The 13,488-nt window shown below is 38.4% G+C and carries 14 protein-coding genes; all 14 read left to right on the top strand.

Going from position 1 to position 13,488, the window contains the following annotated elements; all coding sequences use genetic code 11:
* The first annotated feature begins 1 nt into the window (after position 1).
* Positions 2-439 (top strand): bactofilin family protein, encoded by a 438-nt coding sequence (locus AC4PL9_RS10645; protein ID WP_491604735.1) that lies wholly within the window; start codon positions 2-4, stop codon positions 437-439.
* An 8-nt stretch (positions 440-447) separates the two neighbouring features.
* A complete protein-coding gene (locus AC4PL9_RS10650; RefSeq protein WP_491604736.1) occupies positions 448-669 on the top strand; it encodes an AtpZ/AtpI family protein in 222 nt (73 codons plus the stop codon).
* Positions 669-1,061: a DUF6168 family protein gene (locus AC4PL9_RS10655; protein WP_491604737.1), complete on the top strand. Its 393-nt coding sequence runs from the start codon at positions 669-671 to the stop codon at positions 1,059-1,061. The genes AC4PL9_RS10650 and AC4PL9_RS10655 overlap by 1 nt, the downstream gene beginning before the upstream one ends.
* A 193-nt stretch (positions 1,062-1,254) precedes the next feature.
* On the top strand, positions 1,255-2,304 hold the full coding sequence (gene atpB / locus AC4PL9_RS10660) for a F0F1 ATP synthase subunit A (RefSeq protein ID WP_491604738.1): 1,050 nt from the start codon (positions 1,255-1,257) through the stop codon (positions 2,302-2,304).
* A gap of 37 nt (positions 2,305-2,341) precedes the next feature.
* Positions 2,342-2,533 (top strand): ATP synthase F0 subunit C, encoded by a 192-nt coding sequence (gene atpE / locus AC4PL9_RS10665; protein ID WP_491604739.1) that lies wholly within the window; start codon positions 2,342-2,344, stop codon positions 2,531-2,533.
* Between the two features lie 85 nt (positions 2,534-2,618).
* On the top strand, positions 2,619-3,119 hold the full coding sequence (atpF, locus tag AC4PL9_RS10670) for a F0F1 ATP synthase subunit B (protein WP_491604740.1): 501 nt from the start codon (positions 2,619-2,621) through the stop codon (positions 3,117-3,119).
* 7 nt (positions 3,120-3,126) lie between these two features.
* Complete coding sequence (gene atpH, locus AC4PL9_RS10675) at positions 3,127-3,660, top strand: ATP synthase F1 subunit delta (RefSeq protein WP_491604741.1); 534 nt, start codon at positions 3,127-3,129, stop codon at positions 3,658-3,660.
* A 55-nt stretch (positions 3,661-3,715) separates the two neighbouring features.
* Positions 3,716-5,290: a F0F1 ATP synthase subunit alpha gene (gene atpA, locus AC4PL9_RS10680; protein WP_491604742.1), complete on the top strand. Its 1,575-nt coding sequence runs from the start codon at positions 3,716-3,718 to the stop codon at positions 5,288-5,290.
* A gap of 27 nt (positions 5,291-5,317) precedes the next feature.
* Entirely contained in the window at positions 5,318-6,193 is an 876-nt protein-coding gene (gene atpG, locus AC4PL9_RS10685) for an ATP synthase F1 subunit gamma (protein WP_491604743.1), read from the top strand.
* A 287-nt stretch (positions 6,194-6,480) separates the two neighbouring features.
* Complete coding sequence (locus AC4PL9_RS10690) at positions 6,481-7,836, top strand: hypothetical protein (protein WP_491604744.1); 1,356 nt, start codon at positions 6,481-6,483, stop codon at positions 7,834-7,836.
* Between the two features lie 132 nt (positions 7,837-7,968).
* Positions 7,969-8,577, top strand: coding sequence for a hypothetical protein (locus AC4PL9_RS10695; RefSeq protein ID WP_491604745.1), 609 nt, complete (start codon positions 7,969-7,971; stop codon positions 8,575-8,577).
* A gap of 208 nt (positions 8,578-8,785) precedes the next feature.
* Positions 8,786-10,366 (top strand): hypothetical protein, encoded by a 1,581-nt coding sequence (locus AC4PL9_RS10700; RefSeq protein ID WP_491604746.1) that lies wholly within the window; start codon positions 8,786-8,788, stop codon positions 10,364-10,366.
* A gap of 11 nt (positions 10,367-10,377) precedes the next feature.
* Entirely contained in the window at positions 10,378-12,096 is a 1,719-nt protein-coding gene (locus AC4PL9_RS10705; RefSeq protein WP_491604747.1) for a hypothetical protein, read from the top strand.
* A 12-nt stretch (positions 12,097-12,108) separates the two neighbouring features.
* A partial coding sequence (locus AC4PL9_RS10710; RefSeq protein ID WP_491604748.1) for a hypothetical protein occupies positions 12,109-13,488 on the top strand: 1,380 nt, incomplete at its 3' end.

Consider the following 13,488-nt stretch of genomic DNA (forward strand, 5'->3'; position numbering starts at 1 on the left):
TATGGCGGTATTTAAGGGACAGAAAGAGAAGATGATGCTAGACGGTCCGGAAAACCTGAATCGTTTAGTAATTGGGGCGGAGATTACAGGGAACCTGAAAACACTGACCAGTATCCGATTGGACGGAGTGGTTACCGGAACAATAGATTGTGGCGCTAAACTCGTTTTAGGGACAAAGGGAGTGGTAAAAGGAACCGTAAACGCTAAACAGGCAGAGATAGAAGGAACCGTTGATGGAGATCTTTTTATTTCGGAGTTGTTGATTTTACGGGCAACAGCCAAAATAAACGGAGACATTTCAACAAAAAAACTAATCATTGAAGACGGTGCGGAGTTTAACGGAGCCTGTCGTATGGGTGAAACAGAGGAAAACCGTAAACCGGTAAAGTCGGAAAATGAAGTTCTTGAAGAACAACGTGAAGAGGATCTTGTTTATTAAGTTTAGGCATGGAATCTCCCAAAGAACCGGGAAACGGAAATCAATGGATTAAATTTACCTCGCTTGGACTTCAGATGGGGATTACGATCTATTTGGGAAGTTTGTTGGGAGAGTGGCTCGATAACAAATACCCCTCAGAGTCTTTTTCTTATTTTAAAGTAGTAACACTTATAGCAGTTTTTATTGCTATCGTTTCCGTAATTCGGGAAGTAATTAAAATGAACAACTGATGCAGGCGAAAGAAGTCAAGCAGATTCTGGTTTTTAGTCTTATTTCCGTTTTTTTTCTGTTAGCGGGATTTTTTACACACCAATACGTATTACAAAGTACAGAGACGGGTGTGAACTATAGTTTATTTGCAGTCTATTTGTTTTTTGCGCTATCTGCAATTTTTATTTTTTCAATAGTATTATTTGTAAGCACAATCGTTCCGGATAAAACAGGCCTGGCTTTTTTAGCATTGATTATGGTCAAGCTGGGCTTTTTTCTACTGTTTTTTTACAAAACGACGTTGGGAACAGAAGGGATAACGATGGCAGGAAAAGTGGGGATAATAGTACCTCTATTCCTTTTTATGATTTTAGAATCAGCTGCAGTATTTCGCTTTTTAAATAAACAATAATTACGTGAGGCAAAGGCAGGTGAAATGTTTGTTGCCGGACCGGGAGTTTAAATAAGAAGCTTCATTCGATAAAAAAGTTTGTAATTACAATTAAATGTGTACTTTTGCACCAAATTTTTGGATAACACATACTTTATAGATTGTTATGGGCGTCATTTTGAGATCATTTCGATATTTAACAGCCTTAGTGTTGATGGTAACGGGAGGATTCGCGTATGCGGGGAGTTCAGAAGATCATCACGGAAAAGGTGGCGGACAGGTAGATACGCCGGAGGAAGTAAAGGATTATATTGATCACCACTTACAGGATGCTCATGATTTTATCTTTTTCACGGACGGAGAGACAGGGAAACATTATGGTTTTCCGCTTCCGGTAATTTTGTGGGATGACGGTCTTCACGTTTTTATGTCTTCAAAGTTCCATCATGGAGAAGAGATCGTTGAAAGTAAAGGGAATTACTACAAACTGTACCACGGAAAAATCTACAAGACAGATGAGTTGGGGACGGTAGACTATGACGATGAAGGTCATGTTACAAATGCAAAACCTTTGGACTTCTCGGTTACGAAGAATGTTGTAGGAATTATTTTTGCGTTTGTGTTGATGTTGTTGTTGTTCGGAAGTCTGGCTAAATCGTATAAAAAAGGTCCGATACCAACAGGTGTAGGTCGTTTCCTTGAACCTTTGGTGCTTTATGTACGTGATGAGATTGCCCGTCCCAATATAGGGGAAAAGAAGTATAAGCGTTTCATGGGGTTCCTGTTGACGGTGTTCTTTTACATCTTTATCCTGAATCTTGTTGGATTAACCCCTCTAGGATTTAACGTTACTGGAAACATTGCTGTAACGATGGTACTTGCTTTGTTTACCTTCTTTATTGTTCAGTTTTCCGGAAACGGAGATTACTGGAAACACATTTTCTGGATGCCGGGTGTTCCTGTGCCAATGAAAATTATTCTGGCACCAATTGAGGTGTTGGGGATGTTCACAAAGCCTTTCTCACTTATGATTCGTCTTTTTGCCAACATTACGGCAGGACACACAGTAATGATGAGTTTGATCGCTTTGATGGTGTTGATGAAAGCTTCCTTTGGGCCGGTTGGTTCTACGGGGATGTCATTAGTGCTTTCTTTGTTCATCTTTTTAATCGAATTGTTGGTTGCTTTCTTGCAGGCATTTATCTTTACAATGTTGTCGGCACTGTTCATTGGTGTTGCCGTTGCAGATCACGATCATCATTAATTTAAGTTGTATTTTTTAACCGTTCAAAATAAATAGTATGTCACTAAATTTAATTGGAGCTGGATTAATCGTTATCGGAGGAGGTATCGGTTTGGGTCAGATCGGTAGCAAAGCGATGGAAGGTATCGCTCGTCAGCCGGAAGCAGCAGGTAAAATCCAAACAGCGATGATCATCATCGGTGCACTTTTGGAAGGTCTTGCATTTGGTGCTTTGATCCTTGGAAAATAATCCAAACAAAATTCCTTACCTTGCAACGGTTGGTTGTAAGGTAAGGTTATTTCAGAACAGATAATTGAACAGATATACCTAGGACATGGATAAATTAATTAATGATTTTTCGATTGGATTGTTTGCGATGCAGGCAGTTCTGCTTCTTATCATCATTCTTGTGATGAAAAAGTTTGCTTGGAAACCGATCCTTTCCGGAATTGAAGAGCGTGAGAATAAAATTCAGGATGCTATTAGCGCTGCAGAGAAAACACAGGCTGAGATGAAAGCGTTACAGGCGCAGAATGAAAGCATGATGAAGGAAGCGCGTGCAGAGCGTGACGCAGTCATTCGAGAAGCGAAGGAAACGGCAAATCAAATGATGGAGAAAGCTAAAGCTGAAGCAAAAACTCTTTCTGAAAAGGAATTGGAAAATGCACGTACGGCAATTAACGCTGAGAAAGCAGCAGCTATTTCTGAGTTGAAAACACAAGTGGCTTCTATTTCTTTAGAAATTGCTGAGAAGATCGTGCGTGGAGAATTGGCTTCTGACGAGAAACAAAAGACATTGGCTTCAAAACTTGCTGAAGACATCAGCTTAAACTAATCGAGAGATGAAAGGAACAAAAGCAGCTTCGAGATATGCGCAGGCCCTTTTGGATCTGTCGATTGAACAGAATCAACTGGAACAGGTTTATGCTGATATGATAACTTTTTCTCAGGCCGTGAAAGAGACAAAGGAGTTTCAGTTGTTTTTGAATAATCCTGTGATTAACAGTTCGAAGAAAAAGGAAGTATTACTAACAGTATTTCCGGATTTTGCTCAACTGACTTCCTCATTTATAGCTTTGGTGACGGCAAACCGCCGGGAGAATTTACTTCCTTTCATTGCAGCCAGTTTTATAGAACAGTATAAAACGCACAAAGGAATTGTTGAGGTTACCGTGTTGACTGCTACCAAGATGGATGACACCGTTCGTGAGCAGATATTGGCGAAAATCAAACCTTCCATTCAGGGAGATATCGAATTGAGAGAAGAGATCGATCCGGAGTTGATAGGAGGCTTTGTGGTAGAGATGGGAGATATACGAATTGATGCGAGTGTATCGAGCCAGTTGAATAATTTGAAACAACGTTTAACAAGATAATTAAAGACTTTAAGGACACCGAAAACCGGGGTCGAAGTTTTAAAACAACTGTAATATGGCAGATGTAAAACCGGCAGAAGTTTCTGCAATTTTAAGAGAACAGCTTTCAGGATTTCGCTCGGAAGCGGAACTACAAGAGATTGGTACCGTACTACAGGTAGGTGACGGTATTGCACGTATTTATGGATTGAACGGAGTTCAGTACGGAGAACTGATTGAGTTTGACGGAGGACTACAGGCGATTGCGTTGAATCTTGAAGAAGATAACGTAGGAGCCGTACTTTTAGGTCGTTCCACTACAATTAAAGAAGGTGATACGGCTAAACGTTTGGGACGTATTGCTTCTATCAATGTTGGAGAAGGAATCGTTGGACGTGTAGTAGATACGTTAGGTAATCCGATAGATGGAAAAGGACCTATCTCTGGCGAGTTGTTCGAAATGCCTATTGAGCGTAAAGCACCGGGAGTTATCTTCCGTCAGCCGGTAAACGAGCCGCTTCAGACAGGAGTTAAAGCAATTGATGCAATGATTCCGATCGGAAGAGGTCAGCGTGAGTTGATCATTGGTGACCGTCAGACAGGTAAAACGACGGTGGCGATTGATACAATCATCAACCAGAAAGAATTTTTTGACGCAGGTCAACCAGTATATTGTATTTATGTAGCAGTTGGACAGAAAGGTTCAACGGTTGCAGGAATTGTTAAGAAACTGGAAGATGCAGGAGCGATGGCGTATACTACAGTAGTTGCAGCAAACGCTTCTGATCCGGCTCCTATGCAGTTTTATGCTCCTTTGGCAGGTGCTGCGATCGGAGAGTATTTCCGTGATACGGGACGTCCGGCATTGATCGTATTTGATGACCTTTCAAAGCAAGCAGTTGCTTATCGTGAGGTTTCACTATTGCTTCGTCGTCCTCCGGGTCGTGAGGCATATCCTGGAGACGTTTTCTACCTTCACTCGCGTTTATTGGAACGTGCTGCTAAGGTGATTAACGATGATGAGATTGCTGCGAGAATGAATGACCTTCCTGCATCACTAAAGAGTGTAGTAAAAGGAGGAGGATCACTTACAGCACTTCCGATAATTGAAACACAGGCGGGTGACGTATCGGCGTATATCCCAACAAACGTTATTTCGATTACGGATGGTCAGATTTTCCTTGAAACAGACCTGTTTAACTCAGGTGTAAGACCAGCGATTAACGTAGGTATCTCTGTATCACGTGTTGGAGGTTCTGCACAGATCAAGTCGATGAAAAAAGTATCCGGTACATTGAAGTTGGATCAGGCACAATATCGTGAGTTGGAAGCATTCGCTAAGTTTGGTTCTGATTTAGATGCTGCTACAAAATCAGTGTTGGACAAAGGTTCAAGAAACGTTGAGATCCTTAAACAAAGAGAAGGAGACCCGATGTCAGTAGAAAAGCAGGTCGCTATTATCTATGTAGGAACAAAAGGATTGTTAAAGAACGTACCTGTTAACAAAGTAAAAGAATTTGAAAAGGAGTACCTGAATTACCTTGATGCAAAACACAGAGACGTGTTGGATCAGTTGAAAGCAGGTAAAATCAATGATGATTTGACTGATGTATTAGCGAAAGTTGCAGTTGAACTTTCAGAAAAATACTAATCGGTAAAGTAATCAAGTTTCAGATAAATGGCAAACTTAAAAGAAATACGTAACAGAATCCAGTCGGTTGGTTCGACCATGCAGATTACCTCTGCCATGAAAATGGTTTCTGCTGCGAAATTGAAGCGGGCTCAGGATTCCATCGTTCAGATGCGACCTTATGCTGAAAAGCTGAGAGATATTTTAGGAAATCTGAGTGCAACACTTGACCTCTCCGAGAATCCTTTTTCGGAAGTGCGGGAAGAAAAGAATGTGTTGATCGTTCCGATTACTTCGAACAGAGGTTTGTGTGGTGGGTTCAACAACAATATTATCAAGCGTGTAAACGCATTGTTGAATGAACACAATGGTACTGCCGCTGTATCTATTCTTCCGATAGGAAAGAAGGTAAAGGACGCGTTCAAGAACTCTTCTTTTATCAACAAGGATGAAGAACTTCCGAATAACCTTGAAGAGTTATTCAATGATCTTACATTCGAGCGAGTTGCTGAACTAGCTGATCTTTTGACAGACAAGTTCATTGCCGGAAACTATGATAAAGTAGTTATTGTATACAACCAGTTTGTGAATGCAGCGGTACAAAAGGTTACGATAGAGCAACTTTTGCCTATTGTTCCTGCTGAAGAGGCAAAAGATCTGGGGACAGAATATATCTTTGAACCAAATAAACAGGAGATTGTTGAGGATATTATACCAAAGACGATTCGTATACAATTATTCAAAGGCATTTTGGATTCATGGGCATCTGAGCATGGTGCACGTATGACAGCGATGCACAAAGCAACGGATAATGCCGGAGCTATGAAGCGTGCATTGACACTTGAATACAACAAGGCACGTCAGGCAGCTATTACAGCTGAGATCCTTGAGATCGTTGGTGGTGCTGAAGCGTTGAATTCGTAGAGTATAGTATTGAAATATAGTAAAGGAGCACCGTTAGGTGCTCCTTTTTTTGTGGATGGAATTTAACAGGAAGCTTTAAATGTGTTGGTTTTCTTTTTCCTGCCCTGGAATTGGATTCGACTGCTTAGTGAGTTATTATATTTGCCCACTTTATTAATTTACTACTTACTAAAATGATCAGATTCTTTACATGCCTGCTATTGTTGGCATACGTTAGCTCCGTTTACACCCAAAATTTGGAGGTTGTCAATTTAACAAAGACACAAGGCAAGGGAGAGTTTATAAAAATGATTACTGTAGGGGAGCATACCGTTGTCCTTAGAGAAAAAGCCATACGAGGTCCGGGGGGATTTGAGCCCATTTTGGATTTGGTCGACGATGAAAACAATACAAAACAGGTGGAGTTGGCAGGAATTCTTGGGAGTGAAGATCTTGAGTATGTTGATATCGTAAGCTTTTCGGAGAATGCGGTTCTGATTTATAGCCGGATAGAAAATAAGACGAAAACAAAATCTTATTTTGCTTATGTAATTGATCCCGTGAGTGGAGAGAAGGTTAATGCCATTAAATTATTTGAAAAGGAAATTAACAGAAAACCTTTTCAGGCTTATTTCACGCATGAGGAAATTATGATTGCAACGTCTCCGGATACTAAAGTTTTAGGTATTCTTTATACAAATTCAAGCGAGTTGGATAGAGATGACTACAGATTCCATGTGAGAACATACGCGGATGATTTTAATGAGATACATACTACAAAACAACAGATACAAAAAAAACCGGAAGCGAATACAATTGAGGATTTTAGGATAATGAATACAGGTGTTTACTGTGTTTTATGGGGAGGAATGCCTAAGGTGAATTACTTTATAAGGTCTATGAATAGTAACAAAGAGAATTCACAGGATTATTATTTTAGTATTAACACCTATTCTGCGGCTGGAGAAGCATTGTCTTCAGTCTCTTTACAAAAGTATAATTTGTACGAATGTGTAATTGGTACATTTAGTGATGAGACAATGCTTATTGGAGGTACAGTTGGAACAGAGAAAGATAAAACCAGTATTTCGGGAATAAAAGCGTTTGGTCTGGATGTTAACTCTGGTGAGATTGAAGTGTTAATAGATAGCAAATTGGATATGGACTATGTCAAAGGAAGAGTCGCCAATAAATTGAGCAAAAATGCAATCCGTTTGGGGCGACTAACTCTGACTGTACACAGCGAATCTGATTTTTCTTTAACTGCAGAACGAATTGGTTATCTATCTTCAGGAACGGCTTCAACTACCATTTTTGGAGACATTTTGGCATCAACTTATTCAAATGGAGACGTAAACACGCAAATAGTACCGCATTACCAATTGTCAAAACGTTCTGAGTTTACCTCATTAAATGGAGAGTTGGTCGGTATTGTCTTTATCCCTGAAGACAGGATAAAGAATGTAGACTTGGTTTTGTTGCGAATCGCAGAAGAGCTTTCGGGAATAAAGTTATTATCACGTGAAGAAAGCATGAAAATCCAAACGGGACCTCAGCGATACGAAAAATGGAATCCCGCAGTTGTTTCCTTTAAAAATGGAGGATTTGTTTATTATGCTGAACGATCCGTTGAAGAGTCTTTTGTAATAAAAATACAGCCATGATGGTTTCGGATCTTCTCCGGTATTGTACAAAATAGTTTTTGTAAGGCGAATTACCTATTTAGTTTCAGGAGTAAATATTTTTTTGTTTTGAGACTGAAAATCAGTTACCTTAGAAGGTAAAAAAGATGCCTTATGAAAAAATTATTTGCTATACTTATGGTGGCTTCTCTGTTACCAATGGGTGTTGTCGCTCAGAAATTGAAGTTAACGAAAGGAAACCCGGCTGCTATCAAGAATGAAAAAGAAATGCTTCTTGAGTTCGATTTTTCTGATTTTTCTGTTGGAAAATTTAAGAATGAGAAAGATTACAAGAAGAAGAAAATCGAAGAGTATAATGAAAAGGAACCCGGGAGAGGAGACAGTTGGTCTGAATCCTGGGAAAGAGATAAAGAAGTTCGCTTTCCGGAGAAATTTATAGAATTATACAACAAAGGCTCACAGTATGCTAAAGTAAATCCGAATGCAGATGATGCAAAATATAAAATGATTGTTGTTACAACTTTTATCGAACCCGGATTCAATGTTGGGGTTATGAAAAAACCGGCGAGCTCCAACTCAATTATTCGAATTGTAGAAGTAGATAATCCGGATGGTATTGTTGCCGAATTTACGATTACCGGAGCACCGGGATCTCAGGCAATGGGATTTGATTATGACACGGGGACACGTATAGCGGAATCATATGCTATCTCTGCTAAAAGACTTGTAGCTTTGATGAATAAAATTCTAAAGAAGTCATAACGTAAATAGCATTTATAGTAAAATGTTAAAAGCAGCTTAGAAATATTTGAGCTGCTTTTTCTATTAATAAAAAACTGATTATTAGACGTGTACTGTTCGCTGAATGTTATTGGTGAAGTCAAGGTGATCTGTAAGAGAGTGTCTAACAGATAAAAGTATCAAGTTTATTGCAGAAAATGTTGCTATATTCGCGGCTTAAAATTCTGAGATGAATCCTAAGTTACTTACTTTTTTATTTTTCTGTATAAACATCATTACCGCACATAGCCAGCAGTATGTTGAGGGAGAAAACGGTCCGTCTTTACCAAAACATAGAGGTTATGGAGAGTTAATCAAAACGAAGAATGGATATACCTGGTTTACAGCCGTTAATCGTCAAGTTAACTTTGCGCTAAACCCACTGAATGAAAAACTGGAAATAGAAGGAGAACCATCAGTTTATTCCTATGAATTGGGTCCCTTTGGATATATTGTGGATAATGTGGAATTAGCAGGGGATGTATATACGCTCGTTGCATATTATGATAAGGAGAATGAGAAAGAAGTATTGAAAGCCCATAAATGGGATGATTCAGGACTTGAAATGGATAGAGACGGTGACGAGTTAATCGTTATTGAGGGGGAGCGTTTGTCTTCAGGGATAAACGGAAATTATATTACATCACCGATTTCTCAATTTGATGGCAGAAAGTATAAAATTGTCCAAAACAAGGAGAAGACAAATCTGGCAATTATTTATGAGACAGTAGAGCAACAACTGGCTAAGGATGCTTTTTATGCCACAGTGCGTTTTTATGGAAAGGATCTTGAGGAGTTGTATACAAAAGAGTTGCTTATTCCGGTTGAAAGAACAGGCAAGTATGCTTTTCTGGCATACTGTATGTTTGAAGACGAGTTGTTTGCGTATGATGTTGATGAAGAAGAATATTCAATATATAGAATTTCAAGGAATGATATTAAAGAGTATACGCAGGACTTTTCATCGCTTGAGAGGTCGGTAAGTCGTTTTTCTCAAATGGATAACGGGAACTTTTTCATTGGAATGGTAGGAGGATATGAGCCATCTGAAAAATCGTTTAATTATCATAAGTATCAACAGTTACGGATTTTTATTTTCGATATTGAGCAGAATCGTTTTGAAGAAAAACTGACGTATGATTTTACGGAAGAAGACTGGAGCATGTTTTTGGGCAATAGAGCGACCAAAATCTTAGAACTTAAAAAGAATAAAAATGAAATTCCGGGACTCTATAACCCAAGCGTAAAAAAAGTATACCCCAGAGCAGATGGTGGATATTTTGTTGTACTTGAACAAAACTATTATTATTACTCTGAAGCCCAAGGTGCTGCTAATAGATCAGATTTACATTCAATAGTGTTTTCACTATCACCAAAAGGAGAGATTATTTCTAAGGCTTTTATTCCTATGATTTCGGAGTTTCCTGATTTAGCTTTACGAAATACCTTTTTCTATGACGATATGGTTCATATTGTATATTATGACAACATTGATAATCGTGAAAAAACAGGAGCATATACTCCGGAGCTTATTTTGCCGAAAGATGTTCTGGTAAAGTCAATCGATTTAGTTGTAGTATCCATTGATAGAGAAGGAGCAGTGAATAAAAAAGTGTTGAAAACGTTTACTGCATCTGATAAACTGGCACCCTATTTAAGTGATATAAATGAGCTTCTCCCCGGAGTTTTAGTTGGAGATGTACGGTTAAGAAAACAGATGAGATACCCTGGGAATACAACACAAACAAGACCATTTTTTATTAAACTATAATAATTTCAGTTATGAGAAATTTTCTTTTGAAAAGTGCTTTGTTTCTCTTTATGATCCTGTCGGGATATAATGCGGTTGCTCAGGTTAGCAAGGTAATTGATATTCCCTATGAAGTAAGTGAGGGACATAAAGTGGTAGATGCAAAAAATAAACTTTACTTCTCAAGAGATAATAAACTGCTTGCATTTAAGTGGACGGGGAGAGAGGCTATTATTCAGACTTTCGATGCTTCTACCATGGACGAAAAGAGCAGAAAAACGTATTCAGACTTTCCCGCAAAGTCTCAATTGGAGAGTGTTTTGGAGCATGGTGATCAACTCGTGTTTTTCTTTTCTTCGAAAGAGAATTCCGAAGGAAATGACTTGTATATGCGAGTGTTTGATTTTTCGGGTGAATTTACTGGGGGTAACAAACTACTGGTGAAGGCAGATGCTAAAGTATATGCTCCTTTTTTTGGTGCCTGGGCGGATAACAACTATCAATTCTCAGCTTCTAACGCAGAGAAATTTTTTATTGTTCAGGATCATGCAAAGAAATTTTTGGCGATTACCTACCAGTATGGTTCGGAGAAAGAAGTTTTGAATGTCATTCTTTTAGACAAGGACTTATCTGTGCACACGGAATTGCGAACAATAGATTTACCATATAATTATAAGTCAGCAGATCAGCTGGACTATGCGCTTGATGAAGAAGGAGGATTGTATATATTGGTGAGAGAGTATTTTGGAAAGAAGAAACATTTCAAAACAGAGAATGGGGATCCTAATTTTGAAATGTCTATATACAATTTGCCTGTTAATGACAAAGATTTTGTGAAGTATACTGTTGCTTTGGATAATTTATTGGTAACAAATGCTGCATTGATACCGGATCAGAATGGAAATTTGATCTGTGCAGGTTTCTATTCGGATGGGCTACAGAGAAAGAATGGAACTTTTTGGGGAGTTTGGATGAAATTGAAATCTGTTGCGAATTTGGATGCTGTAGGAGTTTTTAGTATGCCGATCAAAAAGAACTTAGGAGAGAGTAGCGATATAAGTTATACTAAATTTCCTATAGAAGTTATTAATCTGTACTCTAAAGCTCACGAAGCACGAAGAAACGAAAGAAGAGATGAAGTAGGAAAACTGGGAATTCCTTATTTGAAACTAAGAAATATTGCAGCAACTCCGGATGGAGGTTCGGTAATTGTTTGTGAACAATTTCATATTGAGCAAGTTGTGAGTGTTGTGGGAGGGATGAGTATTGGCGCAAGTAGAAATGTCAACTATGATTATTACTTTGAGGATGTGTTTGTCGCTAAGTTTGATAAAGAAGGAGAACTTGTTTTTATGAAAAAGATACCTAAAAATCAGAAATCCAGATTGGCGACTTTAATACCTAACTATAAAGGAGAACTTTCGATAAAATATCACCAAACAGATGATTTTCACTACGTATTCTTTTTGGATAATGTTAAAAACCTGGGATTAGATGAGGAGAAGGCGCCTGCCAGACATGCGAACGGTCAGGGAGGATTTTTTACGGGATATAGAATTGACAATCATAGTGGTGATATGGAGCAGTTTTCTCTATTTGATATGAGGGATATTTTTAAAGGAAATGGACCTAAAATCGGCGGGTATCAATTTTCCGTTAATCGAATGGTTGCTACTGATGAAAAGACATTGCTCCTTGAGTTATACGTCAAGAAAAAGAAGGATCGTATTATAAAAGTAATTTTGGAGTAGAAGTATCTTGAAATGAAAAATATAGCCTTGGTTTTTCTTCTGTTGCTATCAGTCTCTTCGTTTACGCAGGAAATTGTTAGGCCAAGTGATGATTTTGAGGTTTTTCCGGATCATATCAGTACAATGCGATTTGTTGATTTGGAGGACGGAAAGGTTCTGTGGTTTACGCATAAAGCAAAGACCGAACTTGGTGTGTATGTTTTCGATAATGCGATGCATTTACTTGAGAAGAAAACCATTGAGTCAACGCTTGTTGGGTATGATTATATCGTTGATATACAGAAGGTAAATGGTGAGCTATACTTTTTGTTTGCCAGGTATAATCCCGAAGAGGTGAAGGAGAGTTTAACAGTTCGCAAATTTGATGTAGTATCGTTAAGCTTGGAAGGAGAAGAGAAGACCATAGTTGCTGTAAATGATAAGTTGAAGTCTACCTACTTTGAGGGAGAAAGACCCGCAGCAATTCCATACCAGCGGTGGAGTGTTAAATTCGCAGTTAAAAAATCTGCAGATGATAGTGGTTTTCTGATCGTATACAAAACACTGATGCAACATAAGGCTAAGAATACAGGGTACTCTGTATTAAAAACTGATTTGCATTTTAACGTGATTTGGACAAATGAGTTCACATTTTCGACTTTGAAAAAGAAAATGGGACGGATTAAAATTATTGCGGGTAATAACTCTGTGATTTTTACCGCCCGAACCTGGTCGAAAAAATCTACAGTGTACGATGGAATTGAGACTATGATTGTCACAGAAGATGAAGGGATAAAACCTTTAATTCCGACAAGTACCAGTTATTCTTATGTATATCCTAATTTTTACTCAACGAATAATGGAGAGCAGGTACTGATAAATTGTAATGGGACAAAACCACATCAGGAAGAAATTGGTATGACAGGGATTAGAGAAATGGAGTTTTTTGTTTTCGATGAAAAGACAAAAGAACTTGAATTACTAAAGACGATAGATGTAGAAGAGTTTTTGAATGTAAATGTTGAAGATGATAATTCTTCCAATATTTCTATAAAATCGGTATTAGTAAATAGCAAGAACGAATTTTTGATTAATATTTCAATGTTGTCTGCTGAAAATATTATTTTAGGAAATAAAACTCTGCGTTTCAGTAGAGATGGGGATGTTTTTTCGGACAGCCGAAGTAAAACGTCAAGAAGTGGTAATCCGATAACTATGGAGGATAAAACTGTTTACCTGGATTACAATAGCAGATTCAATGATTACATGAAGAAACAGGACTTGGAGATTGCCATTGAGACTGTTTCTATGCTTGGAGAGGATGAGGAGAGAATTGATTTGGGAGTATTTCCCGCTTCTGATGATTTTGTTCCTAATTTGGATAAACTGTATGTGGGTGAAAAGAGAATTTAT

The sequence above is a fragment of the Wandonia sp. genome (genome assembly GCF_984588085.1).